The organism is Erwinia sp. ErVv1, from assembly GCF_900068895.1.
Taxonomy (GTDB): Bacteria; Pseudomonadota; Gammaproteobacteria; order Enterobacterales; family Enterobacteriaceae; genus Erwinia.
On record NZ_CDPK01000003.1, the window covers coordinates 327,371 to 353,476 of the forward strand.

23 protein-coding genes, 3 tRNA genes and 2 pseudogenes are annotated in these 26,106 nt (G+C 52.6%); 18 read left to right on the plus strand and 10 right to left on the minus strand.

Going from position 1 to position 26,106, the window contains the following annotated elements; genetic code table 11:
- Positions 1–5: 5 nt before the first annotated feature.
- Together rutB and rutA are read right to left on the minus strand one after the other, a co-directional pair.
- Positions 6–752, minus strand: a complete 747-nt coding sequence (rutB, locus tag A1830_RS05720; RefSeq protein WP_067703015.1) for a pyrimidine utilization protein B — start codon at positions 750–752, stop codon at positions 6–8.
- Positions 752–1,843, minus strand: coding sequence for a pyrimidine utilization protein A (gene rutA / locus A1830_RS05725; protein WP_067703017.1), 1,092 nt, complete (start codon positions 1,841–1,843; stop codon positions 752–754). Before rutA ends, rutB begins: the two co-directional genes overlap by 1 nt.
- 302 nt (positions 1,844–2,145) lie before the next feature.
- On the opposite strand from rutA, the gene rutR reads away from it, so the two are divergent.
- Positions 2,146–2,793 carry an HTH-type transcriptional regulator RutR gene (rutR, locus tag A1830_RS05730; RefSeq protein ID WP_067703018.1) on the plus strand — a complete coding sequence of 216 codons (648 nt, stop codon included), beginning with the start codon at positions 2,146–2,148 and terminating at the stop codon, positions 2,791–2,793.
- Between the two features lie 30 nt (positions 2,794–2,823).
- On the opposite strand, the gene cycA is transcribed toward rutR, so the two are convergent.
- A complete protein-coding gene (gene cycA, locus A1830_RS05735; protein WP_067703020.1) occupies positions 2,824–4,221 on the minus strand; it encodes a D-serine/D-alanine/glycine transporter in 1,398 nt (465 codons plus the stop codon).
- 887 nt (positions 4,222–5,108) lie between these two features.
- On the opposite strand from cycA, the gene sdiA reads away from it, so the two are divergent.
- Both sdiA and A1830_RS05745 read left to right on the plus strand, forming a co-directional pair.
- Positions 5,109–5,831 (plus strand): transcriptional regulator SdiA, encoded by a 723-nt coding sequence (sdiA, locus tag A1830_RS05740; protein ID WP_067703022.1) that lies wholly within the window; start codon positions 5,109–5,111, stop codon positions 5,829–5,831.
- A 129-nt stretch (positions 5,832–5,960) separates the two neighbouring features.
- Positions 5,961–6,581 carry an acyl-homoserine-lactone synthase gene (locus A1830_RS05745; RefSeq protein ID WP_067703025.1) on the plus strand — a complete coding sequence of 207 codons (621 nt, stop codon included), beginning with the start codon at positions 5,961–5,963 and terminating at the stop codon, positions 6,579–6,581.
- Here A1830_RS05745 and A1830_RS05750 read toward each other — a convergent pair.
- On the minus strand, positions 6,578–6,916 hold the full coding sequence (locus A1830_RS05750) for a GlpM family protein (RefSeq protein ID WP_067703029.1): 339 nt from the start codon (positions 6,914–6,916) through the stop codon (positions 6,578–6,580). The genes A1830_RS05745 and A1830_RS05750 overlap by 4 nt on opposite strands.
- An 82-nt stretch (positions 6,917–6,998) precedes the next feature.
- Positions 6,999–7,223: a DUF2594 family protein gene (locus A1830_RS05755; protein ID WP_067703031.1), complete on the minus strand. Its 225-nt coding sequence runs from the start codon at positions 7,221–7,223 to the stop codon at positions 6,999–7,001.
- A 239-nt stretch (positions 7,224–7,462) separates the two neighbouring features.
- Here A1830_RS05755 and uvrY point away from each other — a divergent pair, with 239 nt between their 5' ends.
- From uvrY to A1830_RS05785, 6 genes are all read left to right on the plus strand, one after another.
- Positions 7,463–8,122, plus strand: a complete 660-nt coding sequence (uvrY, locus tag A1830_RS05760; RefSeq protein WP_067703034.1) for a UvrY/SirA/GacA family response regulator transcription factor — start codon at positions 7,463–7,465, stop codon at positions 8,120–8,122.
- A complete protein-coding gene (uvrC, locus tag A1830_RS05765; RefSeq protein ID WP_067703036.1) occupies positions 8,115–9,947 on the plus strand; it encodes an excinuclease ABC subunit UvrC in 1,833 nt (610 codons plus the stop codon). Before uvrY ends, uvrC begins: the two co-directional genes overlap by 8 nt.
- Before the next feature lie 71 nt (positions 9,948–10,018).
- Positions 10,019–10,567: a CDP-diacylglycerol--glycerol-3-phosphate 3-phosphatidyltransferase gene (gene pgsA / locus A1830_RS05770; RefSeq protein WP_067703040.1), complete on the plus strand. Its 549-nt coding sequence runs from the start codon at positions 10,019–10,021 to the stop codon at positions 10,565–10,567.
- A gap of 158 nt (positions 10,568–10,725) precedes the next feature.
- Positions 10,726–10,801: transfer RNA gene (locus A1830_RS05775), tRNA-Gly, on the plus strand.
- A gap of 43 nt (positions 10,802–10,844) precedes the next feature.
- A tRNA-Cys gene (locus A1830_RS05780) sits at positions 10,845–10,918 on the plus strand.
- A gap of 11 nt (positions 10,919–10,929) precedes the next feature.
- A tRNA-Leu gene (locus tag A1830_RS05785) sits at positions 10,930–11,015 on the plus strand.
- A gap of 125 nt (positions 11,016–11,140) precedes the next feature.
- On the opposite strand, the pseudogene A1830_RS05790 reads toward A1830_RS05785, so the two are convergent.
- Positions 11,141–11,707, minus strand: a pseudogene (locus A1830_RS05790) (tyrosine-type recombinase/integrase); the annotation flags it as partial.
- On the opposite strand from A1830_RS05790, the gene A1830_RS05795 reads away from it, so the two are divergent.
- A complete protein-coding gene (locus A1830_RS05795) occupies positions 11,684–12,037 on the plus strand; it encodes an antiterminator Q family protein (RefSeq protein WP_067703042.1) in 354 nt (117 codons plus the stop codon). The pseudogene A1830_RS05790 and the gene A1830_RS05795 sit on opposite strands and share 24 nt — an antisense overlap.
- A gap of 36 nt (positions 12,038–12,073) precedes the next feature.
- Here the strand turns inward: A1830_RS05795 and A1830_RS05800 are convergent, their stop codons facing one another.
- Both A1830_RS05800 and A1830_RS23890 read right to left on the minus strand, forming a co-directional pair.
- On the minus strand, positions 12,074–12,400 hold the full coding sequence (locus A1830_RS05800) for a contact-dependent growth inhibition system immunity protein (RefSeq protein ID WP_067703051.1): 327 nt from the start codon (positions 12,398–12,400) through the stop codon (positions 12,074–12,076).
- Positions 12,369–12,785 (minus strand): annotated as a pseudogene (locus A1830_RS23890) (RNase A-like domain-containing protein). Before A1830_RS23890 ends, A1830_RS05800 begins: the two are co-directional and overlap by 32 nt.
- A gap of 479 nt (positions 12,786–13,264) precedes the next feature.
- Between A1830_RS23890 and A1830_RS23220 the strand changes: the two are divergent.
- The 6 genes from A1830_RS23220 to A1830_RS05835 all read left to right on the plus strand — a co-directional run bounded on the left by A1830_RS23220 (position 13,265) and on the right by A1830_RS05835 (position 19,581).
- The gene (locus tag A1830_RS23220) at positions 13,265–13,687 is read left to right on the plus strand and encodes a hypothetical protein (RefSeq protein WP_231877574.1); all 423 of its coding nucleotides are present in this window, start codon (positions 13,265–13,267) and stop codon (positions 13,685–13,687) included.
- Positions 13,688–13,905: 218 nt separating this feature from the next.
- Positions 13,906–14,127, plus strand: coding sequence for a hypothetical protein (locus A1830_RS05815; protein WP_067703053.1), 222 nt, complete (start codon positions 13,906–13,908; stop codon positions 14,125–14,127).
- 847 nt (positions 14,128–14,974) lie between these two features.
- Complete coding sequence (locus A1830_RS05820; protein WP_067703054.1) at positions 14,975–15,409, plus strand: MarR family winged helix-turn-helix transcriptional regulator; 435 nt, start codon at positions 14,975–14,977, stop codon at positions 15,407–15,409.
- A 1-nt stretch (position 15,410) separates the two neighbouring features.
- Positions 15,411–17,111, plus strand: a complete 1,701-nt coding sequence (locus tag A1830_RS05825; protein ID WP_067703056.1) for an MFS transporter — start codon at positions 15,411–15,413, stop codon at positions 17,109–17,111.
- Positions 17,108–18,202 (plus strand): HlyD family secretion protein, encoded by a 1,095-nt coding sequence (locus A1830_RS05830; RefSeq protein ID WP_067703058.1) that lies wholly within the window; start codon positions 17,108–17,110, stop codon positions 18,200–18,202. Before A1830_RS05825 ends, A1830_RS05830 begins: the two co-directional genes overlap by 4 nt.
- Positions 18,202–19,581, plus strand: a complete 1,380-nt coding sequence (locus tag A1830_RS05835; RefSeq protein ID WP_156484951.1) for an efflux transporter outer membrane subunit — start codon at positions 18,202–18,204, stop codon at positions 19,579–19,581. Before A1830_RS05830 ends, A1830_RS05835 begins: the two co-directional genes overlap by 1 nt.
- Before the next feature lie 263 nt (positions 19,582–19,844).
- Here A1830_RS05835 and A1830_RS05840 read toward each other — a convergent pair whose 3' ends face one another.
- Positions 19,845–22,790: an RHS repeat-associated core domain-containing protein gene (locus A1830_RS05840; RefSeq protein ID WP_067703062.1), complete on the minus strand. Its 2,946-nt coding sequence runs from the start codon at positions 22,788–22,790 to the stop codon at positions 19,845–19,847.
- A 345-nt stretch (positions 22,791–23,135) separates the two neighbouring features.
- On the opposite strand from A1830_RS05840, the gene A1830_RS22920 reads away from it, so the two are divergent.
- A complete protein-coding gene (locus tag A1830_RS22920; protein ID WP_197473293.1) occupies positions 23,136–23,303 on the plus strand; it encodes a hypothetical protein in 168 nt (55 codons plus the stop codon).
- On the opposite strand, the gene A1830_RS05845 is transcribed toward A1830_RS22920, so the two are convergent.
- On the minus strand, positions 23,291–24,454 hold the full coding sequence (locus tag A1830_RS05845) for a glycoside hydrolase family 1 protein (RefSeq protein ID WP_067703065.1): 1,164 nt from the start codon (positions 24,452–24,454) through the stop codon (positions 23,291–23,293). The two genes, A1830_RS22920 and A1830_RS05845, sit on opposite strands and share 13 nt — an antisense overlap.
- A gap of 162 nt (positions 24,455–24,616) precedes the next feature.
- On the opposite strand from A1830_RS05845, the gene A1830_RS05850 reads away from it, so the two are divergent.
- Positions 24,617–26,089, plus strand: a complete 1,473-nt coding sequence (locus A1830_RS05850) for a phospholipase D family protein (protein WP_067703066.1) — start codon at positions 24,617–24,619, stop codon at positions 26,087–26,089.
- The last annotated feature ends 17 nt before the right edge of the window (positions 26,090–26,106 follow it).

Consider the following 26,106-nt stretch of genomic DNA (forward strand, 5'->3'; position numbering starts at 1 on the left):
TGAATTTACGCCGACGGTTCTAATGAAAGCGTTTCAGGCTGAAGCGCGGAGCAGAAAGCGTTGACATCTGATACCCAGCCAAAAAAAGTTTCTATATTGAAGAGCGCTGCCTGCTGGGCAAAGGCAGGCCCGGCCTGGTGAGTGGCGTCCGCCAGCACAATGCCGAAATACTCCAGAAAGAAGCCGTCGCGCAGCGTGGCTTCAACGCAGACATTGGTCGCTATCCCGGTAAAGACCAGATGGCGGATACCGCGGCTGCGTAACATGCTGTCGAGCGACGTATTGAAAAAGCCGCTGTAGCGGGACTTAGGCAGCACAATGTCATCCGGCTGGGGCTGGAGCTGATCGACCAGCGCATAATCCCAGCCGCCTTTGGCGAGCAGCTTACCTTCCAGTTCGGGACGCGAACGCATCGTTTTAAGCGCGTTAGACTTGTGCCAGTTTGGCGAGCCGGGGCCACCTGCCTCCACGTAGCGGTCATCCCAGCCGTTTTGGAACCAGATAATCTGGATACCCGCGTCACGGGCGGCTTTCACGGCGATATTGATGTTTTCTATTACCGGGCGCGTGCCGGAGACGTCAAAGCCAGCGAGGTCCAGATAGCCACCTTCGGTGGCATAGGCATTTTGCATATCCACCACAATCAGCGCAGTCTGGCCGGGAGGGAAGGCGATGGACTCCGGGCGTGCCTTAAGGGTGATGTTATCGAGGTTTGAGGCGGTCGCGCAGACGACCGTTTCTGAACTGTTCATTATGCCACCTCCTGCGTAGCGTTAGGCAGGGCGTGACGACAGGTCATGAGCGGCTGGATACGCTGACCAAAGTTTTCAATTCCCTGAAGGAAGTCATCAAAGGTCAGCAGCACGCCCTGTGTGCCTTCAACCGCCGCCACTTCATCCAGCATACGGGCCACATGGGCATAAGAACCGACCAGCGTGCCCATATTGATGTTGACTGCCGAGGTGGGGTCGGCCATTTGGCGTACGTTGGTATCGCTGCCGGAACGCTTGTCCTGCTGACTTTGCGTCGTTAACCAGGCGAGCGCGTCCTCATCGGCACCGGCTTTATAGTGCTCCCATTTCGCGCGCGCGGCCTCGTCGGTTTCATCGGCAATGATCATAAACAGGACATAAGAACCGACATCCCGGCCTTCTTTATCCGCAGCAGATTTCATGCGTGCTGCGGTGGGGGCAAAGGCTGCGGGCGTATTGACGCCTTTACCAAAGCAGAAATTATAATCTGCATGCTTTGCCGAAAAAGCCATTCCGGCATCGCTCTGACCGGCGCAGATCACCTTCATGGGTTTTTGCGGCTGTGGGCTGAGTCGACAATCGTTCATGGTGAAAAACTCCCCCTTAAGGTCGGATTTACCGTTCCCCCAGAGATCGCGCAGTACCGACACATACTCGGTCAGATAGTCATAGCGTTTTGAGAAGTATTCATCGCCGGGCCAGAGTCCCATCTGATCGTATTCCGGTTTTTGCCAGCCGGTTACCAGATTGACGCCAAAGCGGCCATTGGAAATGGAGTCGATTGTTGAAGCCATGCGTGCCACGATAGCGGGCGGCAGGGTTAGCGTGGCCGCAGTAGCGTAAATTTCGATGCGCGAGGTCACGGCCGCCAGGCCAGCCATCAGGGTAAATGACTCAAGGTTATGGTCCCAAAACTCGGTTTTACCGCCAAAGCCGCGCAGCTTAATCATCGACAGCGCGAAGTCAAAATGATAATGCTCCGCCTTAAGCACAATCTCTTTGTTCAGCTCAAAGGTGGGTTTGTACTGGGGGGCATGGGTGGAAATCAGCCAGCCGTTATTGCCGATAGGGATAAATACGCCAACTTTCATAAAGATACCTCGTATTTTGCATAAAGGATGTTGTTCGCGCTGCGGTGCATCCTGCAGTTCCCGTTTCGGCGGCGCATACTGATGAAGTAGCAAAGGCTGTGCCAGGTTAGCAATACGCTATATATTCAGCAGGTTGAGAAATTTTGTTAAAGTAAAGTAGAGCGTTTGGTCCGAAATGGACCATTTGGTAAAAAGAATGTGCACAGAAAACAGGCAGGTCTGTTCCATGTCGGTGCAGGTCACCTGTTTTTTTCCGGTGAGGGCGGTCCAGGCTGGCCTGCGAAACAGATGATGGAGTCACGGTGAATTCAACAGATAAATTACCGCTTAAAACGGCGACGCGTCGTTCCAAAGCGGTAGCCGCGAAGCGCACGGCGATTGTAAATGCGGCACTGGCGCTCTTTTCTCAGTTTGGGCTACACGGAACAACGCTGGATAAAGTGGCGGAGGGGGCGGACGTGTCGAAAACTAATCTGCTTTACTATTACCCCTCAAAAGAGGCGCTTTATATTGCCGTGCTGAAGGATATTCTCGACGTCTGGCTGGCACCCCTTCGTGCCCTCAACAATGAACAGCAACCACTGGAAGCGATTCGCGATTATATTCGTCTCAAGCTCGAGGTTTCCCGCGATCATCCCCAGGCATCGAGGCTGTTCTGTATGGAGATGCTGCAGGGAGCGCCATTGTTAAAAGGCGAGCTTGAAAGCTCACTCCGGGCGCTGGTGGAGGAGAAGTCATCGGTGATTGATGAGTGGATCAGACAGGGCAGACTGGCACCCGTTCAGCCGGATCACCTGATCTTTATGCTATGGGCGGTCACGCAGCACTACGCGGATTTCGCCAGTCAGGTAGAGGCCGTCACCGGCAGGACCTTAAATGATGAGAGTTTTTTCAGGCAGACGCTGGAAAACGTGCAGCGGATGGTAATTGAAGGCATTCGGGTACGCTAAGCGGCGGGCCTGGTTGGCCCGCCGTTAACGTCAGCTGGGCCTGCGGCGCTGGCGGAGCCACCAGCCAATAGCCAGCAAAATAAACCACACCGGGGTCACCATAAGCGCTTGCCGTGTATCCTCCTGAAGCGTAAGCAGGACGAGAACAAACGCAAAAAAGGCCAGGCAAACCCAGCACATTACCTTGCCAAGGGGCATCTTATAGATGGACTCTGCGTGCAGCTGCGGTCGCTTTTTGCGGTAAACCAGGTACGAGCAGAGAATAATGCTCCAGACAAACATAAACAGAATGGCCGACACGGTGGTGACCAGCGTAAAGACTTTCATCACGTTGGGGATCAGGTAAATCAGCGCCACGCCGCCCAGCAGACAGAAGCATGAAAAGAACAGACCGGCAGTAGGCACCGCACGGCGTGACAGTCTGCCGAAACTGCGATGCGCGGCTCCCTGTTGTGCCAGGCCGTAAAGCATACGGCTGGTGGAGAAAATACCGCTGTTAGCCGAGGAGGCCGCCGAGGTCAGCACAACGAAATTAACGATACTGGCCGCAGCGGGCAGACCGATAAGCATGAACATTTCCACAAACGGACTGCGATCGGCGACGACCTTATCCCACGGCGTGACCGCCATAATGACCACCAGCGAAAGCACATAAAACATAATAATGCGCAGTGGAATGGCGTTGATGGCCCTTGGCAGCACCCGTTCAGGGTCCTGCGTTTCTGCCGCTGCGGTACCCACCAGTTCAATGCCGACAAAGGCGAAAATCGCTATCTGAAAGCCAGCAAAAAAGCCGCTCAGGCCTTTAGGAAACATCCCGCCGCGATCCCAGAGGTGTGTCAACGAGGCCGTTCCGCCGCCGGGGGAAGGGTAGTGCATGGCAATGAGTACGATGCCGGTAACGATCAATGCAACAATGGCGACGATTTTGATAATCGCGAACCAGAACTCCATTTCACCAAACAGTTTGACCGTCGCGATATTGAGCGACAGGAAAACGAAGATACAGAGCAGGGCGCTCATCCAGATTGAAAAGTCCGGGAACCAGAGCTGAAAATAGGCGCTGATCGCGACCACATCCGCAATTCCGGTTACCACCCAGCAGAACCAGTACGTCCATCCGGTAAAAAAGCCCGCCCAGGGCCCGAGCAGATCTGCTGCGAAGTCGCTAAAGGATTTGTACTCTAAATTAGAGAGCAGCAGTTCGCCCATGGCGCGCATCACGAAAAACAGCATAAAGCCGATGATCATATACACGAATATGATCGACGGACCCGCCAAACTGATGGTTTTACCGGAGCCCATAAACAGGCCTGTGCCGATGGCACCGCCGATGGCAATGAGCTGGATATGTCTGTTGTTGAGGTTACGCCGGAGCTCGCCCGGCGCCTCTGATGCCTGGGTCGCGTCTTTAGATTGGTCAACCATAACGAAGTTATTGTCCTTTAGTGATGTTGTCTGAGCTCTGTGGGCTCTTAGTGGGTCGTTTAAAAAAGCGAATTCAGCACTACCTTAAGGTAACTCAGCTTCAGGTCGCTAATATTTTTTCATCGCGGTCAACCACGTACTGGATTCAGGGAAGCAGAATCCCCGCCTGACCTGCGTTTTGGGGCGCAAAGCTTAACGTAAAAGCGACCCGGATACAGGGAAAGTTCAGTAAAGCCCCTCCCAACTGCGCAAAAACGAGACGACATCGCTAATCCCGTGTCCCAGCTTACTGTGCAGCTGCATCTGTGCATGACTGGCTGGAAGGAAGGTGACAAAATTTCACTATAAATTAACCTTCGATATCATTTAGGCAGGGTAACGCGCATGAGAGAGCGGTAATTGCATGGCTATAATTAAGTAAAATTAATATTATATTACCATTGAAATAAAAGCCAAATTAGCCTTTCTCTGGTATTTAATCTACTTATATCAGGCAATTAAAAACATGCTTTTTCCTGTTATTACGCTTTCACCCGCATTAAACATGAGTAAAATTAAAAAATTTTATATAAATTTTTGGATTCTGACAGGGTCAAAATTATTGAATGTTTATAGGAAAAATCCTATTCTAGGCGGGATGGCCGGTTTTTGAGAACAGGTTGGCCAGCTGAACAGCCTGGGTAGAGTGAAATGCTGCAAGGTCTTTGTCGGTCAATAATCCAGCAAAGCGCGCCCCATAAAAATGTTCATTTCGGGGTTATTATCACAGTTGTGGTTTTTATGGGATTGCAATGCGGTCTTGCTCTTTTTTATTCATTTTTTTGCCCCATATTACTGTAAATAACCGGAACAGGAGGGGATAGCGACAACCCTCCGATGAGGCATTAATGATTGGCAGTAACTATTTCAGCTGGCGTAACGAAATGCGGGCTGCTTTGGATGATGTGAGCGATGCCGCCGAAATAATGTGCGTCATTGAGCAGCAGACGATTAAGCTGGGACTTAAGTTTTACGCGTTATATATCCGACATCCGATTCCTTTTACGCGGCCAAAGACCTTTGTTTATAGTAATTATCCCAGAAAATGGGTCAGGCTTTATCAGAATGAGGACTTTGCGGCTATAGACCCCGTTATCAATTACTGCAAGGTGCCGGGGAAAATATTTTTATGGAGTGACCCCGTTAGCTGCGGAGATAGCAGGGTACTGATGACCGCACAGGAGTACGGGATTTGCTCAGGTTTTTCCTGTTCCACCATGGCCCTCAACCGAGCCACAGGGATATTATCTATGGCATCGCACGAACCTGTTGAAAAAATAAGATTAGTGCAGGAAGATCAGCTAAAGCTCCAGCATTTAGTGGTCCTGGTGCTTGAAGCGTTACAGCGTGTAAAAGATATTTCGATGTCGGTTATGAACATGGAATTAAGCCAGCGCGAGTTGGAGATTCTAAAATGGACGGCAGAGGGTAAAACTTCAGCGGAAATATCCCTCATACTCTGTATTTCGGAAAATACCGTTAACTTTCATCAAAAAAATATGCAAAAAAGGTTTAATGCGCCTAACCGAACCCAGGTGGCCTCCTACGCGGCTGCGATGGGATTAATCTGAGGGGTAATACAACTACTAAATTTGGTAGTTTCGAATTGCTAATAGGTTGTCTACCCTGCGCTCAGGGTAACAACCCTGAGCGGGCCGTCAGGAGCGGCATCCACGAGGGAATGCGTCAGGGGAATAATGATGAAAATTATACAAACAAAACTTAAGGACATGCCTTCCTCCTTACTGGTCGAATTGGGAAGCTACCGCTACAGCGTTTTTGCCAGGGGGGAAGGGTGGTCAATTCCATCACGACTCAGCACGCCTGGTCAGGAGTACGATCGCTTTGACCGCTCAGACGTGACATGGCTGATTGCCTGGACGGCTCAGCATGGCATCTGTGGCTGCGCCCGACTGATGGAGTGGCATGAGCCAGAGGCCAGCCTGGCCTCGGAGAGTAGAAGCAGTAAAAACCCGCTGCCGGCCTGGGAAATGTCGCGGTTTTCAGCCCGACTTGAAATCGATTCGGAGCTACCGCTGAGTATTTTGTGGCACTGCGTCCAGCTGGCAGAACAGTCAGGGATCCGCTTTCTCTATAGTGCGGCAACGCCTATGCTGGAGCATATGTTCGAGAAAAATCAGGTGGTCTATGAGCCACTGACGGCGGGCGTCATCCAGTCTGAAGACAACCTTTTCGCCGTACGCATTCCCGTTCAGCAGCCCCACCTTGCGGAGAAGTTTCGCGGCGCGCGGCGCTTCAGCCCGGAGGAAGTACTGCCCACGCTGGGCGTTTCCGTTAGCTGGGGTTCCAGGGGGCGCTAGCCCTGGAATTTTGCCCACAGCGAAATCAGCACGCCGGCAGCCACGCACCAGCACAACACGCCGCTGCCTAACGCCACAGGCAGCCGCATGAATCCCGTAAAGTACCAAAGGGAAAGCAGATAGATAAAGTAGGGAATAATCGCCCACATGCCAAATATCAGGGTAGTGCGCAATGCCTGAACACCACGTTCACTGCCCACGATATAATGTGCAATCAGCGCAAAGGTAGGGAAAAGAGGCAGGAGCCCTGCAATATAATAGCTGCGCGTTTTAGACAGGATGCCGATCAGCACCACAACCAGCGCGCCCAATAACGCCTTAAAGAGTAAGCCCATTGTTTCCTGTATTCTCTATGAGAAAAACCCACAATCTAACATTCGTGGGCGAAAATCAATGGGCTGAGAATAGGATTATCCGTTACTGGCGATAAGCCTGCTTGATCTGCTTGATGGTGCCGCTGAACACTTCAGCCTGCTCTTCATCGGTTAACTGATTAATGTACCTTTCCATATTGATAATGACTTTACCGGCATCAGCCTGGCCCATACCCTTTAACATAAATGTCACCAGTGCTTTCATACATGCCACTTCTTTGGCCAGAGTTTCAGTTTCTTCGCTGGTTGAAAAGTCTGTATTGCTCATGATTTTTCCTTATAAGTCATCTCAACTTCACCGGCCCGACAGCTGCCGCTGGTACTGTAAACTGGTAACAAGTATACCACATAAGAAACGCCCGCGATCGCCTCGGAGAGCGGACCGCCGTAAATTTCATCCGCGGGATATGTCAATTTTTTCTGTTCTATCGGGGGTTAAAAGAGGTAAGATCGTCCATCGGAAAATCCCTAAATACCGTAGCTGATATCCCCTTTTGGAGAGAACCCTTGATAAGCGTTCTGCTTGTAGATGACCATGAACTTGTCCGCGCGGGCATCCGCCGCATACTGGAAGACATCAAAGGTTTTCAGGTGGTGGGTGAATCCAACTGTGGCGAAGATGCGGTGAAATGGTGCCGTGTAAACAGCGTAGATATCGTGCTAATGGACATGAATATGCCTGGCATCGGCGGTCTTGAAGCTACACGTAAAATCGTGCGCTACAATCCCGATATCAAAATAATCATGCTCACTATACATACCGAAAACCCTCTGCCCGCGCGAGTCATGCAGGCCGGGGCAGCGGGCTATCTGAGTAAAGGTGCGGCCCCTCAGGAAGTGGTCAATGCTATTCGTTCCGTCAATGCCGGGCAGCGCTATATCGCCTCTGATATCGCCCAGCAGATGGCGTTAAGCCAGATTGAACCTCAGAAAACGGATTCCCCCTTCGATAGTTTGTCGGAACGTGAATTACAGATTATGCTGATGATCACACGGGGTCAAAAAGTGGCAGATATTTCAGAGCAGCTGAGCCTGAGCCCCAAAACAGTTAACAGCTACCGCTACCGGATGTTCAGTAAGCTCAACATCAGCGGTGACGTAGAGTTAACGCACCTGGCCATTCGCCATGGCCTGTTTAATCCGGAGTCGTTGATCAGTAGTGAATGATGTATTTGATGCTAAAACCTTCCTGAAGTCTGTGACCAGCCAGCCCGGCGTCTACCGTATGTATGATGCAGGCGAAACGGTTATCTATGTCGGAAAAGCCAAAGATCTTAAAAAGCGTCTCTCAAGCTACTTTCGCGGCAACCTCGGGAGCCGTAAAACGGAAGCGCTGGTTGACAGCATTCGTCAGATTGATGTCACGGTAACGCACACAGAAACCGAAGCGTTACTCCTCGAACATAACTATATCAAGCTGTATCAGCCTCGCTACAACGTGCTGCTGCGGGATGATAAGTCTTACCCCTATATTTTCCTTAGTGCGGATGCCCATCCACGCCTGGCCAGTCATCGCGGTGCAAAACATGCGAAAGGTGAATACTTCGGCCCTTTCCCAAATGGTTACGCGGTGCGTGAAACCCTCTCGCTGCTACAGAAAATATTTCCGGTCAGGCAGTGTGAAAATAACGTCTACCGCAATCGCTCCCGTCCCTGCCTGCAATATCAAATCGGACGCTGCCTGGGACCGTGCGTGGCAGGCCTGGTGTCGGAAGAGGAATACGCGCAGCAAATTTCCTGGGTGCGGCTCTTTTTATCCGGTAAGGACGATCAGGTCCTTAATCAGCTGGTCGCACGGATGGAGCAGGCCAGCCGCGATCTCAAATTTGAGGAAGCGGGGCGGCTACGCGACCAGATCCAGGCGGTGCGACGCGTCACTGAAAAGCAGTTCGTCTCCAATAATGGCGACGATCTGGATGTTATCGGTGTGGCTTTTGACTCGGGTATGGCCTGCCTGCACGTCCTCTTTATCCGCCAGGGAAAGGTTCTGGGCAGCCGCAGCTATTTCCCGAAAATACCCGGCGGCACCGAGCTGGCCGAAGTGGTGCAGACATTTGTTGGACAGTTTTATTTGCAGGGTAGCCAGGCCCGCACGCTTCCTTCCGATATCCTGCTGGACTTCACCCTGCCTGAAAAGGATCTGCTGGCCGAGTCGCTGACCACCCTTGCCGGACGGCGGGTGACCATCCAAAGCCGTCCGCGAGGCGATCGTGCCCGCTACCTTAAGCTGGCGCGCACTAACGCCAGCACCGCATTGGTCAGCCGTCTCTCGCAGCAGTCGACGATTCACCAGCGGCTTCACGCGCTGGCGACGGTGCTTAAGCTGCCGGAAATTAACCGCATGGAGTGCTTTGATATCAGCCATACCATGGGCGAACAGACCATTGCCTCCTGCGTGGTTTTTGACAGTAATGGTCCGCTGCGTGCGGAGTACCGCCGTTACAATATTACGGGCATCACACCGGGCGATGATTACGCGGCAATGAATCAGGTGCTGCGTCGGCGATACGGTAAAGCCATTGAAGAGAATAAAATTCCGGACGTGATTCTTATCGACGGCGGCAAGGGTCAGTTAGGACAGGCCAAAACGGTTTTCGCGGAGCTGGATGTGGAGTGGGACAAGAGAAAGCCAATTCTGCTGGGGATTGCCAAGGGAACCGATCGTAAGGCCGGGCTGGAAACGCTGTTCTTCGAGCCAGAAGGCGAGGGGTTCTCTCTGCCCCCTGACTCTCCGGCGCTGCACGTGCTTCAGCATATTCGTGACGATTCTCACAATCATGCCATCACCGGGCATCGTAACAAGCGTGCTAAGGTTAAAAATACCAGCGCACTGGAAACGATTGAGGGCATTGGTCCGAAACGCCGCCAGCAGCTGCTGAAATACATGGGCGGCCTCCAGCCCCTGATGAATGCGTCGGTGGACGAAATCGCCAGGGTGCCGGGGATTTCGCAGTTACTGGCGGAGAAAATCTTTTATTCGCTGAAACACTAAGCATTGCAACGGTCCGGGCAATGTAGGAACATAGGGACAAATTCTACCCTGCCCAGACAGTTAGCGTACCTATGCATTTTAACATTCCGACCTTACTTACTCTGTTTCGTGTCGTTTTGATTCCGTTCTTTGTGTTGGCATTCTACCTGCCATTTCAATGGGCTCCGCTGGCTTGCGCGCTTATTTTTATCGTGGCGGCCATCACTGACTGGTTCGATGGCTACCTTGCCCGACGCCTGAAACAGACCACCCGCTTTGGCGCGTTCCTCGATCCCGTGGCGGATAAAGTGATGGTGGCAATTGCCCTGGTGCTGGTGGCCGAACACTTCCACGCCTGGTGGGTTACGCTGCCCGCAGCAACGATGATCGCACGTGAAATTATCATCTCTGCCCTGCGCGAATGGATGGCAGAAATAGGCAAGCGCAGTAGCGTGGCCGTTTCATGGATCGGTAAAGTCAAAACCACCGCCCAGATGCTCTCTCTCTTTGCGCTGCTCTGGCGCTATGACAGCACCGTTATTGGCATTGGCGTGGTCGCGCTGTATATCGCTGCGGTGCTGACTTTTTGGTCGATGTTCCAGTATCTCAACGCTGCGCGCGGTGATTTGTTCGAACGGTGATCGATACGATTTAAAAAGCAGCAAACGGATAAAATATGAGGATAATTTTATTGACTCATTTCTCCAGGTCAGTAGAATGCAACGCATCGAAAGGCAGTCAGGCTGCCAGAAGATAAAATAAATCAGCATGTTCTGTGAAGCTGGCAGAAATGATGAAGGCGGGAATAGCTCAGTTGGTAGAGCACGACCTTGCCAAGGTCGGGGTCGCGAGTTCGAGTCTCGTTTCCCGCTCCAAATTCAGCCTGTCAGGTAGAGCCTGGTGGCTAAGCAAGATTAAGGCGCGTTGGCAGAGTGGCCATGCAGCGGATTGCAAATCCGTGAACCTCGGTTCGACTCCGGGACGCGCCTCCACTTTACACCCTGCCCGGGTGGTGAAATCGGTAGACACAAGGGATTTAAAATCCCTCGGCTTATGGCTGTGCGGGTTCAAGTCCCGCCCCGGGCACCATACTTTTACTACCGATTAAACGAATAAAATCAAAGCAATAAGCAGTGATGTCGTAACCGCCCAAGGGCGGTTTTTTTGTGGTTATAGTAAGTTTCAGAATACCCCTTCAGAATATTTTTCCCGCCTTACTGGTTGCCAACTACCGGAACTACAGCAATTTTCCTGTTGTACCTAACAGTTTGCTCGACATTTTTATGCCCGGAAATTGCCTGTTTGTCATAGATGTTACCGGAAAGATCGGAGATGCCTTTTGCTTTCAGGTCGTGAAATGTGAAATCAAATTCCAGGTTTGGGAATGCCACCTTTGCATCTTGCTTTGCCTTCATCCATCGACTATTGAAACCATCACGCGTGTACCTGGCGCCGGATAGCTGATGAATAAAAAAAATCGAACTCATCCCTTTATTGAGAGGAAGGGAAGTGGAAGCATTTATTACGCCTTCCAGTCTCGGGCTCCAGCCTTTGATTTGAGAAACGCTGGTTTTGCTTTGCTTTATTAATATGCCGTTTTCAATGATTTGGCTTTTCTTCATATCCAGAACATCTGCCTGCCGCGCACAGCAAAGATATGCCAACTCCATAGCGATCTGGACGATTGGTGGTGAAACGCTGTAGAGGGCTGCATATTCATCATCGGTAATGTAGCGATCGCGTGCTTTCTCAGTAAACTGCTTGACCCCTTTGGAAGGGTTAACTGGTCAAAGCATCACATTGAAAGCGAGGTAGGCTATTCCTCGATTGCTGCCGGTTTCAAAGGTCTGCTTCCCGAAAGTGCCAGCGGCATTAGTTGCACAGAGAACGACGCACTCATCATTGATAAATGCGTAGGTCGACTGAAGCAAAAACGTCCGGATGAGTACTCCTTGCTGGTGGATCACTACATTAAGGATATTTCAAAGCGGGCGCTGGTTAGAAAGCTGAAGCGGTCAGAAGGTATGATCCGGATAAAGTTTCAGATGGCCGAGGGATTTATTGATGGCTGTCTGTCCATGCTGGATGTCAGGCTGGAAATGGATAGCTGAAACTGAGATGACAGCCCGCGATAGGCGGGCATAAGATTAATGATCACTATTGAGAGTCACCATTGCTCTGTTCAAGAAACTACGCCATGTTTCGCCCCAAGGTTCGGGGCGAAATTCATCACCAGCGATTGCTACCATGACAGCGCTGAGCTCATTATCTTTCTCGATCTGCAGCAAGCGGTTTATTTCATTGATGGCATCAGTAACAGGCATCTGATGGTCAATATAGTTTTTAAGAACTTCCTCAATAGAGTTGCCGAAGTCGTCGTGATGACAGCTTAAAAATACCCTCAGCATCCCGGTTAGGGCCGGGTATTCTTTTTCGGGTTTTTTACCCCATCCAGGGATAAGACGTGAGAACATAATAAGGCTTCCCGTTATAAGTTTGCTTAAGCAACACCACACGTGCAGCGTAGCAGGTTTCTTTTACCGATTTATCCTGTCTGAATCCGTAGCCTACTGCGGAACCACTACGATATACCAGTTCAAGAGGGCCGGAGTTTTTACCCTAATTCGCCCAATGAATAATTTTAAGTCGGTTAGCTTTCAGGGCTGAGCTTATCGCTTTCTCTGCATGCTGGCGTGAATAATATGAAGAGACTGACTGCATTTGCGGACTACGCGCCAGCCTGGCAAGTAAATCATTATCAGCAATTGCCACGTGCTTAGCTACTGTGTGTCCGCCAGCCTTTACAGAGCGCATTGCCTCATGCTCGGCAATTTTAAAAGTCCCGGCATGGACATACATAATACGGGCAGCGCCAACGGTAAGACCAAACGCTGCAGGTACGCCAACATCTACAGCCAGACCAATATTCCAGGCTGTTTGTCGTCAGCATCAAATTGTTTGGCGAGAGCAACGGCTGTCTGATAAGTCGCTGTGCGGGTGTCCTGAACGGTCAGCACCCGGTTAGCCGCTGCGTTAATGCTATCCATGCTATGAGCACCGACCACAACACACGCCGCTTTGGTTAATCCGGTAAGTTCCGGCACCATACAGAGTGCTAAGAAGGATCAAATGCTTTCCGTGAGGATCAAACCGGGCGGCACCGTATTATGTCAGTTGTGGCGAAAATTTGGCGGAGGCCAGAGTGGGCGGGGGATGCCGGGAGGTTTACACTCACTATGATAATCGCAAAATATTGCATAAAAGATCAAACTGTAGATCCACTGCGGTATACTGGCCCCTCGCGCGCAAAGTTACTTTTGTGGACAAGGACGAATTTGATGATTAGTGCCAGAAAACTTGCAGATGAGATGGCTAATGCGATTCATGTAGATGGAAATTTTTTCCGTGGATTTCTCAAGGGTTTCGTGAATTGGCCGGTAGACATTTATTATCTTGGTCGGGATTATCTTGATACAGATAACAGGAATATCAATTCCTATGATAAAGAGCGAATAGCCAGGATGGTGAAGCATGGGATGGCTTCAAGACGGAACCTTGAAAAAGTCCTGCATCTGTTTATGGATAATTTCTTTAAACATGTTGATTTTAATAAAGTAAAAGAACTTTCTGCTAAAGGAGGTGGTAACTTCCTGGGTAAGATGGCATTCAATCAGTTAGCAACTGCTAATATGGGCTACGTCTTTTCATCCAAATTGATCCCTCGAATGATAACTGGCATGACAATAGGTAGCATCCTGTAGATAGGGGCGGCAATGTCTCGTTCAGTTTATGCTTCAAGAGAGTTACAGCGCCGCAATAATAATGCCTACAATATGCTTCGGCGGCTGGGAGATTTGGATCTTCTGTACTTCATGGTTGAAGAGAAAACGAGGCCTTTTGAAGACGCTGCTGCATTATGGTACACAGATCGCAATAAATTTCACCAGACTTGCTGTTACTTTTTCGAGAAAGTTTAGATATGAAGAAATTACTGCTGGCATCACTTTCACGCATCATTCAGGGGATTGGAATGGGTGTATGCGGATTATCACTAGTCTGTATGGGATGGTTCGTGTTTTTCTCATTCAGCGAATACAGATACTACCTGGCAGCTTTAACCGTTTTGGGGTTGGTATCGGGCTACTACATCTTCAAGTTTGCTGTGCGTAAAATCTATGATGAGAGTCCCAGCGATTGGTGATCTGGATGGCGATGAAATCACGCTACAAGCTTGAATACGCAGATATACGCAAATTAAAAAGCCTTGCAGCTCATAACATTATGATTTGTAAGGCTCACTGATAGTTTTTAAACCCCCCGGCTTATGGCTGTGCGGGTTCAAGTCCCGCCTCGGGCACCATACTTTTACTACCGATTAAACGAATAAAATCAAAACAATAAGCAGTGATGTCGTAACCGCTCAATTGAAGTGAACCCCATTTGTTGGACACTTTGTTATGTGGCGGTTTTTTTGTGTCTGAGATTTGGCAGGGGTAGGGTGAAATGACGCTGAGTTGGCAAAGACTCCCCAAAAACACACCTGCATTCAGCCCTAAGCTCGACGCACAGGTGTATTATCCATACTGACTCCAGGGTATTGATCGTTGGTGACGATCAATACCGCTAAACCGATCGTTTTAAGTGATTGGACTATTAAGGGGCCAGGAAATAGGGTGAACGGGTTCCCGGAACTGGGCGTAGTGATAACCTGATGAAAATTTTGGCCATGAAATATTGCACGGATTGCGGAATCAAACGCCGCCTGACAGCACGCCTGTTCGCAATCGATGATGAACTTTGCGACGACTGCTACTTTGCATTTGTTAAATCAGTGCGTGAAAGGTACGACTGAGCAGTACCATTAGAAAGTGCTAACCCGCCTGTGGACTCATGCTGCTCTCCCTTAAGCGACCGGGGTTAGCCACCGTCCTGATTGTATGGCGGCACAAACTTTGCCTGCAGGTTTGCAATCCTCTTCCCATCTTCTGCCATCCATGATTATAATTACCGCAACTGTATAGTTAGAACCCTAATCATCAGGCGTCTACATGTCGAATGTCTCAGAACTTAACTTCTCCCGGTTGCTGCATATGACTGCCCATGCGTGGCGGCAGGCTATCGATCGCCGTATGAAGGACAGTGGGCTCAGCATGAGTAGCTGGCTGGCGGTCGTGGCAATCGCGGCTGAAGAGGCACCGATGAGCCAGAAAGAGCTGGCGCATCGGCTGGGGCTGGAAGATGCCAGCGTCGTACCGCTGATCGACAGGCTGGTCAGGCAGCAGCTGGTTGAGCGCATCCAGCCTGAAGAGGATCGCCGTAAGCGGCTGCTGCACTTAACGTTTAAGGGTGGAAAGCTGTACGAAAAGTTGAAGATTGAGGCGGATAATCTGCGCAGTGAGCTGCTGACGGATATCAATCCGCAAGATCTGGCGGTTGCCGAGCGCGTGCTACAGCGCCTGCTAATCGCAACCGAGGCCAAATAGTATGCGTGGCACTTCCCATGACCCCTTCGCCCCACGGGAGTGGGCACCCGGCGAAAAACCGACCCTGCCGGGATCGCCCTCCACGCCGCTGCATCCCACTCACAGGCGTATCGCCTTCGGGATTATCGGCCTGCTGATCTCGGTCACTGGCGCGCTGAGCAATGCGCTGGTGACCGCCAATTTAACCAATCTGCAGGGCGTGTTCGGCGCGTACAGTAATGAAATCGCCTGGCTTCCGGCGGTATATGTGATGGGAAATATCTCCATCAACCTGCTGCTGGTAAAGTTTCGCCAGCAGTTTGGACTGCGTGCCTTTACTGAGGCATTCCTGGTGCTGTACGTGCTGGTCTCTTTTTTCCATTTGCTGGTAAACGATTTAAGTTCCGCCATCGTGGTGCGCACCGCGCATGGAATGGTGGGCGCCGCCCTCAGTTCCCTGGGTATCTATTATCAGATTCAGGCCTGGCCCGCTAAGCATCGGCTTAAGGCGATGACCATCGGCATCGGCGCGTCACAGCTGGCCATTCCGCTTGCCAGGCTCTTTTCAGACGAGCTGCTACAGCTGGAGGAGTGGCGGGGGCTTTACCTGTTTGAACTCGGCCTGGCAATGATCTGTCTGGGAGCAGTACTGATACTTAAGCTGCCGCCCGGCGAACGGATGAAGGTTTTCGAGAAAAAGGATTTCCTGACCTTCCTGCTGATGGCACCGGGAATGGCGCTGTTTTGCGCGGTGCTGTCACTCGGCCGGGTAGAGTGGTGGACCAGTACGCCCTGGCTGGGGATCTGTCTGGCTCTCGGGCTGGTACTGGTCATAGCCGCCATTGTGCTGGAACATAACCGCAGCAATCCGTTGATCAATACCCGCTGGCTGCGCACCGGATCAATAATACGACTGGGTATTGTGATGATAATGCTGCGCGTCACGCTGGCGGAGCAGAACACGGGCGCGATTGGCTATCTGCAACAGATGGGGCTGCTCAACGATCAAATGCATGGACTGGCGCTGGCGATTCTGGCTGGTGTAGTCGCTGGCATCGTAATCAGCGCACTGACGATTAATGTTAAGCACCTGAGCTGGCCTATTGTCGTCTCTCTGTTGCTGATTATTGTGGCATCGCTGATGGATGCGCAGTCCAGCCCGCTGACGCGCGCGAACAATATGTATTTCAGCCAGTTTTTGCTGGGATTCAGCAGCACCTTCTTCATTGCACCTGCGCTACTGATGAATATCGGCAGCGTGGTCACGCAGCCTAAAAACCTGGTGAGTCTGGTGGTCCTCTTCGGCATGAGTCAGAACCTCGGCGGATTGATGGGCTCTGCGATCCTTGGGACGTTTCAGACCTGGCGTGAGAAGTTTCACTCCAGCCTGCTGGGTGACCAGCTGTCGACGCTCGATCCGAACGTCACTGAACGGCTGAGCCAGTATACCGGCTTGTTCAGCAGCCAGATTAGCGATAGCGCACTGCTGGCCGCGCAGAGCACCACGCAGCTTCAGAGCGTTGCCACCGTGCAGGCCAACGTCCTGGCCTATAACGATACTTATCTGCTTACCGCTGGTATGGCATTCGTCACCCTGATTTGGGTGCTTTGGCGACTGTCCCGTCAGCGTTACCTTAACTGGCAACAGGCAAAACGTGAGGCGGAAGCTGAACGTCGGGCAATGCTACCACCTACCACTTCAATCAGTCCGGGGAAAGAATGAGTCAGCAGGAACAGAACCCGCTTTCGGAACGAGAAAGAAATAATAAGCTGCGTATATTATCCATCGCCTTCGGCGCTGGGATTGCGATTGTTGGCGTACTGGTTATCCTCTATGCGTGGCAGCTTCCTCCCTTCACCAGTCAGATCCAGTCGACGGAAAACGCCTACGTTCGTGGACAGGTGACGTTTATCAGCCCTCAGGTAAATGGCTATATTACCGCCGTGAATGTGCTGGACTATCAGCCGGTGCACCGGGGCGATATGATTATGACCATTGACGATCGTATCTATAAACAGCGGGTTCACCAGGCGCAGGCGCAGGTGGCGATGAAAAAAGCCGCTCTGGCAAACAATATCCAACAGCGTCGCAGCGCTGAAGCGGTGATTGAGCGCAATAAAGCCATGCTGGCCAACGCCAGGGCACAGGCGGTGAAAAGCGCGCTGGACTTGAAGCGCGTGGAGAATCTGGTGTCGGACGGTTCGCTGTCGATCCGTGAACGGGATGCGTCGCGCGCCAGCAACAGTCAGACACTGGCCGACGTGCAGCAGACGCAGGCCACGCTGGATGTCTCCCGTCAGGACCTGCAAACCGCCATTGTTAATCGCGCGTCACTGGAGGCCGATGTGGCCAGCGCGGAGGCTGCACTGGAGCTGGCGCAGATCGATCTGGATAACACGCGCATTATTGCCCCCCGCGACGGGCAGCTGGGCCAGATTGCCGTCCGTCAGGGTGCCTACGTTACCGCCGGCACGCGTCTGACATCGCTGGTTCCGGAGCAGATGTGGGTAGTGGCGAACATGAAGGAAACCCAGATGGCCCGTATCCAGCCCGGCCTGCCGGTCACCTTTACCGTTGATGCGCTCGATGGCGAGAAATTCCAGGGTAAAGTGGAATATATCTCCCCGGCGGCAGGCTCAGAATTTAGCGCCATTTCTCCCGACAATGCCACGGGGAACTTTGTCAAAATTGCCCAGCGCATTCCGGTGCGTATCAATATCACCAGTGATAACGCCGGGCATTTACGTCCAGGCATGTCCGTCGAAGTGAGCATTGACACCTCTGCGTCGTCGTCCTCTCAGGAGAAGAAATGATGCGCTGGAAGATATCGCTGCCGCTGATGCTGGTGGTTACAGCCCTGACCGGATGCGCAACGCAGGTCGAAAAGGCGCCCGGCGCGCTCCCCATCCCTCAGCAGTGGCGTAACCAGGTGGGGCCCTCTTCACCGGTGGAAGCGGGCTGGTGGCGCAACTTTAACGATGACAATCTCAACCGACTGGTTAGCCAGGCGCTGCGCAACAACCTGGATATCCTGACGGCGCGATCCCGCGTCGAGCAATATCGTGCCCAGCTGCGCGGGGCAGAGGGCGATAATCTTCCCACGCTCAACGCTGGCGTCAGTGCCACCCATGCTCGCGCGCTCTCCTCGGTAAGCGGACAGCCTTATGAGTATGCCGTTTTTCAGGGACTGCTGCAGGCCAGCTATGATGTTGATATTTGGGGCGCGCGCAGCAGCAGTATTGATGCTGCCACCGCCTCACTTGCCGCTCAGCAGGCCGCCGCCTCGGCCGCCGAGCTGACGGTTGCCAGCTCAGTGGCCTCAGGCTATATGACGCTGGTCGCACTGGACGAGCAGCTCCGGGTGACAGAATCCACGCTGGCTTCACGCGCTAACTCGCTTAAGCTCGCCCAGCGGCAATATGAGACAGGCTATACCTCAAAGCTGGAGTGGGTGCAGTCCGCGTCGGAGTATCAGACGGCGAAAGCACAGATCCCGGTGCTACAGCATCAAATCGCCCAGCAGGAGAATGCGCTGAGTATTCTGGTGGGCATGAACCCCCGCGAAATTGCCCGGCGACGTGAGTTCGAGCAGGTTGCCCCGCAGACGCTGCCTTCGTTGCTCCCATCCGAGCTGTTACAGCGTCGCCCGGATATCGTCCAGGCTGAGAGGCTGCTGCTGGCGGCGGATAGCTCCCTTGCGGCATCCCGCGCGCGGCTGCTGCCTTCGCTGAACCTGACCGCATCCGGTACGATGCAGAGTTCTGCACTCCACCAGCTGCTGGATAACCCCTTCAGGCTATGGAGCATTGGCGGCAGCGTGCTGGCCCCGATACTCAACCGCGAGGCGCTAACGGCGCAGGTAGATGTGTCCATGGCCAGCCGCAATCAGGCGTTGTACAGCTACGAAAAAGTGGTGCGTAATGCCTTCAGTGAAGTTAACAACGATCTCGACGCGATTGAACGTTACCAGCAGCAGCTGGTGGAGCTGCAAAAGCAGGCGCAGGTGGTGAGTGAAGCGCTGCGTATTGCCAGCAATCGCTATCAGAATGGCTATGCATCCTATCTGGATGAACTGGATGCCCAGCGAACGCTTTACAGCACCCAGCTTAACCTTGTACAGGTAAAAAATAACCTCCTCCAGGCGCAGATTGATCTCTACCGGGCGCTGGGGGGCGGCTGGAAGGAGGCGTAAACGCCACCGTCATTTTCCTCACTCACGAGCCATTAATTGCCGTGAGTGAGGACCCTCTCCGGGCTAATGCTGCCGCCATCCTTCGGTTTAACCCCCTAATCAGAATGAAATCGGCTTGAAGCTGGATTTGGTCGCATCGGTGGTTCACTGGCACTGTTTGAAATCAAAAAGAGGGTAAATCTCGGTATGCACAGGGACGACGAAATGGTCGTCCCTGTGCTGTCATTCAGGCTGACTTTAAACACTATCGGTCATATAAATGATTATTTCCATGAGTGATCCGAACCATTATCAACCTGTCTTCCGAGACTAAGCATATTATCTCTGGGTTGGACAAGCTGGCCGTATTGTTCATCGCTAAAGCCTTGAATTTTCCGCCTTAAAATTTTATCCATAAAGGTTGTTAACGTCGCAACTGCTTTCTTATCCCCGTCAATAACCGCCTGAAGATTTGACAGCTTGATTGTGCTGTAAAGCGCCTCGGTAAATACATCAGGCCCGGCAAGTTTAAATACGTTGGTTTCACCACGCTGATATCTTTCCACTGCAATATCCAGTGTCCGGTTAATTACCCTGTTCTCCCGGGCCGCGCCAATAGGGGTATTAGGCACTGCCTGCTCTTTTTCTCCTTCTTTGGCGATATATTCTTTTTTAAAGCCTATCCCGCCATAGAGGGACAAATCGCCAAACGGCGCTCGCTGCGTATCGTCGACATCCTTATATATCCCACCTTCGTGTTTTAATACTAACAGGCGTAACAGATCGCTTGCCTGTGCATAACGTCCTTCGCGAATGGTATTAGTATAATACTTAAAAGCAGGGTGAGACTGTATTTCTGAAAATGAAGGTAATGTTCTTAAGTCGGTAACATTAACGTTACTCCCGCGAAATCTTTCAACTAAATCATCGCTTGCTTGTTTGTAATTTTCAATGCTGCTGTCATAAATAAGTTGTGTTTGATAATCTGGGTTCATACTGGCAGTATCAAGCGAAAGCGCGACATTCTTATCCGATATTTTGTTTGAGCCAATCCAGATCATATGAATGGATTTTGGAATGTCAGCATACTCATGCGCGGAAATCTCTGCCTGGACTTCGTTATTGATATTCTGTCGCAATGAGGATTTTTTGCCGGAAAAAAAAGGCATTCTGCCGTCGGAATCACTGTATGAAAGTGGGTTATTCCTGACCATGCGAAACAGGTTGAGGCCATCCACCGTGCCTGCCGGATCCGAACTCAGCCAGCGCGCCGCCCAGGGCTGATAGTAACGGTAGCCATAGTAATATAACCCCGTTGCATCGCGCTCTTTACCCGCAAATCTGATGGTTTTATAGTGAGATTCTGTCTGGCTACGGGCTGTCCATAAGGCTGTACCGCCAAAGGGATAGTACTCCTCAAGGCTAATAACATTGCCGTCATCGTCCACCTCCAGACCACTGCTCCCTGAAAGATTGTCGTAACTCCATCGCGCCATATTATTGCCGATACCGTCTGGCTTGCCGCTCTCCCAGTGCAGTATGCGCAGCTGCGCGCGCCCCAACCCATCCAGAGTAATGACCTGCAGATTTTCCGTTAACGAACTGCCCGTTGAGCGGGTACGCAGCTCCAGCCCAGGCAGGTAAATAACCTGCTGTTTTTGCGTGCTGTTGCCCGTTTGCTGTCTGGTCACCTTGAGCAGACGCTGGCTGGTACTGTCATAGCGATACATTTCACTGTCATTTGCCCCAGCGTTACGGACTACGGGCATCACTTTTCGCAGCTCGCCCCGAAGTGTCCAGTCCAGTTTTTGTCCCGGCTGTAACTGTTTTTGCTGGCCAGCCGCCGTAAACAGGGAGTCTACTACGGTCGGGTTCGTCGTCAGTGCGCTTAAGACGCCACGGTTGCTACGATTGCTGATGGTAACGTCAGTGGTATAAGTATTTGAGGTAGCAGGCGCAGCGTGCCGTATTTGCGTCAGGTTTCCGGCATTATCGTAGTGATATGACCGGGTATAAGGCGTAAAGGCTGAACTGTCGGTGGGGAGGGGGATAATAGCAGTGGAAGAGCCAGTGTTCTGTTGCATATTAGCCATTTCGCGCCCGGTGGCGCTGACCAGTTGGTACAGGCTGTCATAGCGACAGGTATTCTCCGGCACCACTTTCTGATTGCGCCAGAAGCGGGTTTCTTCTGCATCGTTACGGATACTTAGCACATTGCCCACCGGATCGTATTGATAACGCAGGTCCTGCAACACTTTGCGCCCTGAGTGATGCCCGGCGGGGCGCTCAGTTTTAATACCTGTCAGGCGCTGTGTTTCCGGCTCGTAGCGGTAGAGCGTCACAACGCCATTGCCATGCTCTTCACGCAGCTTCTGCCCGGCAGCAGACCAGGTCAGAGATTTAACAATTACCTGCTCCGGCTCGTTCCTGATTGTCAGCCAGCTGCCTGAAAGCAGGCCGGCTATGTCGTAGACTACACGCTGCTGATTGCCGCTGGCGTCGGTGGCGATGAGTGTCGAGCCTGTCGCATCCGCGCGGGTCAGAGTGCTATACGACCTGTCGTCCAGCCGGTCGTCCCAGGCAGAAATAGCGTCCCCCTCCCAGTTGGCGACGATCTCTTCGTTATTCATCTCCTTAAGCAGCCGCCGGGTCACCGAGAGCGACCCGCCGCTCAGGCCAATACTGTTTATCTGAATCAGGCCGGCGGTGTCGTAATGGCTGACGCACTGCCCCGTGAGATTAAAGGCTTTCTCTTCTTTTGAGTGACCAGACCAGATAAAACGATCCGTAATGCGCACGGCCTGGCCCACCTGTTCTGTCGTGCTGAGCAGGCGTCCCGCCAGCGTAGGACGCTCATACTGCCAGGTGCGGATTAAGGTCTGACTTTCATCCCTGATCTCTTCATCAGCGTTGATGTTAGTTACTGCCCGGGAAGGGCGCCCGGCGGTATCATGCAGGGTAACCGCGATCCCGGCATCAACGCTCTGCGTGTGCAGGACATTGCCGGTCAGATCTGTCACACAGGTAAGATTTACCAGGCTGGCTTTAAACAGGCGCGGGTCTGCGCTCTGCGTCATAAAGCCGCGTGGATGATACTGATAACGGGAGATGCGCTCATCCGTTAAGGTCGGTGCGTCGGGATGGCGGTGATAAACGATGTTGCGAACGGTAAGCGCACGGTTATCAAATACCACGACCGAGGGTGTTTTACTAAATAGCGTTGTACTCATATTTGCTCTCCATCAGAGGATTAAACGGTCAGAGTTGCATCAGTAACTATAAGGCAAAAATGGCCATGAGTTGTGGTGGTAGAAATAAAGGCGCACTGACGGGGGAGGGCGATCGCGTAGCGCCTGCGCTTTACAGCGCAGGCTGGGCAGCAGATAATACCCGCTTATGAATGAACATCCTGAATATGAACCCGAAAAAGAACCGCGTTTCCGGCTGGACGATGCTCATTTTGCCATAGTGGTACTTGCAGTCACTTCCGTTACCCTTATAATCTTTGTCCTGATCCTTACCCTGCTAATGATGTAATAATTAACCGGCCACGGTCCGCATGGAGTATGCATAATATGGGATCCAGAGAGGATAAACTTCTGGCGCTGGTGGGGTTACTGTCGGCCTGCCTGATTGCGGTTATGGTTCTGTTCACCCTGACCCTGCTGTCGGACGTGCGTCATCCCTCTGACGATACTATTTCGCCCCAGTCATGCTACGCCACGCCGCCTCACTCAGGCTGATTCGCACTTTTTAATTTGATCTGCTGACTGCGTACTGCCAGTGCATAGGGCTCAAAAATCGGCCGGGTGCCGTTCGCATCCGGCAGGCCAAACAATCCGTCAGGCGAACGACGGCTGTCTGCCCAGGCGGGATAAGCCACTACCGGATAGACAGAAATACCTTCTATCTGTACGCCGCGTTCCATTGCTATCCCGACCTGTTCCACCACCCCGGTAAACCAGGGGGCGCATTTATCGCCCTCCGCACCGGTTTCGGCAATCAGCATCGGGCGCTGATAGCGCTGCCAGACCTCCTGAAGCAGGCTGGACAAATCGCGATATTCAGGGTGCGGCGGCGCGATGGGAGTACCGTCCACCCGCCACTGATTATCCGGATAATAGTTCAAACCCACGATATCCAGCAGCGACGCCTCCCCGCCTAATTCCGGCTGCACCCGACCGCTCAGCATATCCCATGCCTCAAACTGTGCTTCGTGTTGCCGTAAGGCTGCCTGGCGGGAAGCTGCGGTATCCTCTGCGGGCGCAACGTTCACCAGCGGGTCGGTTAATACGAAGCGTGCGCCGGGCAGCACGTCACGAATGGCCCGCATCGCGGCGAGGGATGCTCTGACCAGCTGCTGCTTGAGTTCACGCCCGCGCCCGGTCACGCCGGGGTTAAACAGGGCTGCGTCAGCGCCGGCCCAGGACCAGAAGGAGATCTGATTCATTGGCGTAATAAAAGGGTGGGTATGACCTTCCTGCTGCATGACGTGAGCCATTGCCCGGGCAAACGCGGCAAAGCGGTCAACAAAGGCAGGCTGCCAGATATCCAGATGGGATGGCCAGCCGAAATGAGCCAGCTCCCAGATCATTTCCAGCCCCTGATTTTCGGCAGCGTGCAGCATGGGCAGAAATGTTGACCAGTCATACTCACCCGGCGTCTCTTCAATCAGATACCAGCGTGCGCCGTCGCGGGCGGTAAGCAGTTTTTCCGCCGCCAGCAGGGCATAGTCTTTTTCCATCAGCGTATCGTGACCGCTATTGATCACCAGATCGAAGCGTTTGCCTTCGGCACGACGGGCGGTGGAGCAGGCAAAGCTTCCCTGAAAGAAACTTTTAAACAGTGTTGGGCTGTGGGGCTGGCGTGATACATCAAGCATTCCGGTTTTCATGCGCGTTCCTCACTCCATTAACCTGACGCAACTCTCTGCGCTAAGTCTAGCCTATCCGGGGTCACCGCATTTAATCAGAACAGTCGCATCACATTTAGGCCGCTGCGCTATTAATAAAACCGCTAGAATAGAGCGCTTACGCTGATGATCTGAGGATAACGCATGGCCGAAGCTTTTACGCTGGATGAGGATGCAACCCCGGGTATACCGTCGCGACTGACTCGCGCCGTCTCCCCACGGGTGGAGATGCACCCTGACCATAGCGGTATTCATCCGCTGGAAGAGGGACTGGACGCGTTCGCCGCGCGCTATTTGTTAACGACGATGGCGGAATACAGTCTGGATATTCAGTACTACATCTGGCAGAACGATATGTCAGGCAGGCTGTTGTTCAGTGCGGTACTGGACGCGGCGGATCGCGGTGTTAAAGTGCGCCTGCTGCTGGATGATAATAATACCATGGGGCTGGACGACACGCTGAGCGAGCTGGCTCGCCATCCTAACATTGCGGTCAGGCTGTTTAATCCCTTCTCTTTTCGGACGCTCAGGGCACTGGGCTACCTCACCGATTTCGCCCGTCTGAATCGCAGAATGCACAACAAAAGCTTCACGGTCGATCGCCAGGCGACGATTGTTGGCGGTCGCAATATCGGTGATGAGTACTTTGGTACGGGTGATGAGCCGCTCTTTTCCGATCTTGACGTGCTGACCATCGGGCCGGTGGTCAAGGAGGTCACGAAGGATTTCGAGCGCTACTGGCAGAGCAGGGCCGTTGAACCTCTTAATGCCGTGGTTAAGCGTAAAGAGGGGCACGGGCGAGAAGACGTCCAGCTGCCGGATGTGTGGCGCAACGATCCTAAGGTGATGCGCTATCTGAATAAGGTCAACGCGTCGACGTTTGTAACTCAGCTTGAGAGTGGAACGCTACCTCTTACCTGGGCCAAAACGCGGCTGCTGAGCGACGACCCGCGCAAGGGGCTGGGACGTGCGAAAGCCAGCACGCTGCTGCCCCAGCGCATGCTTGAGGTGATTGGCAAACCGCAGGTGCAGTTCGATATCATTTCGGCTTATTTTGTACCGACCCGGGCGGGTGTCGCTCAACTTCTGTCGCTGGTGCGTCAGGGGGTGAAAATTGCCATTCTCACCAACTCCCTGGCGGCAAACGACGTCTCCGTGGTCCATGCGGGCTACGCCAAATGGCGTAAAAAGCTGCTGCGACACGGTATTGCGCTCTATGAACTCAAGCCCCATAGCGACGCCCGCGAGCCGAGCCACGATCGCGGGCTAACCGGTAATTCCGGTGCCAGCCTGCATGCCAAAACCTTCAGCGTGGACAATGAAAAGGTCTTTATCGGCTCATTTAACTTCGATCCGCGTTCGGCGATGCTGAATACCGAAATGGGGTTGGTTATTGAAAGTGAAACGCTGGCGACCAGTGTTCATGAGCGGTTTATCAGCAGCATGCGCGATCGCGCCTGGACCCTGCGGCTGGATAAGTGGGGGCGGGTTAACTGGGTTGAGTATCCCGGAGAAGGGGATAAAGAGCGGGTACATAAGCACGAACCCCGTACCCGCTTTATTCAAAGGCTGCTGGTGCGCCTGGTCTGGCGGCTGCCGATTGAGTGGCTGCTGTAAGCCAGGCGGCGCCCTGC

Coding starts and splice junctions, on each gene's coding strand:
- A1830_RS05750 (WP_067703029.1), bottom strand. CDS start 6,916: ATGGGCTTACTCTTTAAGGCGTTATTGGGCGCGCTGGTTGTGGTGCTG.
- A1830_RS05830 (WP_067703058.1), top strand. CDS start 17,108: ATGAGTCAGCAGGAACAGAACCCGCTTTCGGAACGAGAAAGAAATAAT.
- A1830_RS05800 (WP_067703051.1), bottom strand. CDS start 12,400: ATGTTCTCACGTCTTATCCCTGGATGGGGTAAAAAACCCGAAAAAGAA.
- A1830_RS05820 (WP_067703054.1), top strand. CDS start 14,975: ATGTCGAATGTCTCAGAACTTAACTTCTCCCGGTTGCTGCATATGACT.
- cycA (WP_067703020.1), bottom strand. CDS start 4,221: ATGGTTGACCAATCTAAAGACGCGACCCAGGCATCAGAGGCGCCGGGC.
- A1830_RS05835 (WP_156484951.1), top strand. CDS start 18,202: ATGCGCTGGAAGATATCGCTGCCGCTGATGCTGGTGGTTACAGCCCTG.
- rutB (WP_067703015.1), bottom strand. CDS start 752: ATGAACAGTTCAGAAACGGTCGTCTGCGCGACCGCCTCAAACCTCGAT.
- A1830_RS05850 (WP_067703066.1), top strand. CDS start 24,617: ATGGCCGAAGCTTTTACGCTGGATGAGGATGCAACCCCGGGTATACCG.
- A1830_RS05845 (WP_067703065.1), bottom strand. CDS start 24,454: ATGAAAACCGGAATGCTTGATGTATCACGCCAGCCCCACAGCCCAACA.
- A1830_RS05840 (WP_067703062.1), bottom strand. CDS start 22,790: ATGAGTACAACGCTATTTAGTAAAACACCCTCGGTCGTGGTATTTGAT.
- A1830_RS05745 (WP_067703025.1), top strand. CDS start 5,961: ATGAAAATTATACAAACAAAACTTAAGGACATGCCTTCCTCCTTACTG.
- A1830_RS05825 (WP_067703056.1), top strand. CDS start 15,411: ATGCGTGGCACTTCCCATGACCCCTTCGCCCCACGGGAGTGGGCACCC.
- A1830_RS23220 (WP_231877574.1), top strand. CDS start 13,265: ATGATTAGTGCCAGAAAACTTGCAGATGAGATGGCTAATGCGATTCAT.
- A1830_RS22920 (WP_197473293.1), top strand. CDS start 23,136: ATGGGATCCAGAGAGGATAAACTTCTGGCGCTGGTGGGGTTACTGTCG.
- sdiA (WP_067703022.1), top strand. CDS start 5,109: ATGATTGGCAGTAACTATTTCAGCTGGCGTAACGAAATGCGGGCTGCT.
- A1830_RS05815 (WP_067703053.1), top strand. CDS start 13,906: ATGAAGAAATTACTGCTGGCATCACTTTCACGCATCATTCAGGGGATT.
- pgsA (WP_067703040.1), top strand. CDS start 10,019: ATGCATTTTAACATTCCGACCTTACTTACTCTGTTTCGTGTCGTTTTG.
- rutA (WP_067703017.1), bottom strand. CDS start 1,843: ATGAAAGTTGGCGTATTTATCCCTATCGGCAATAACGGCTGGCTGATT.
- A1830_RS05755 (WP_067703031.1), bottom strand. CDS start 7,223: ATGAGCAATACAGACTTTTCAACCAGCGAAGAAACTGAAACTCTGGCC.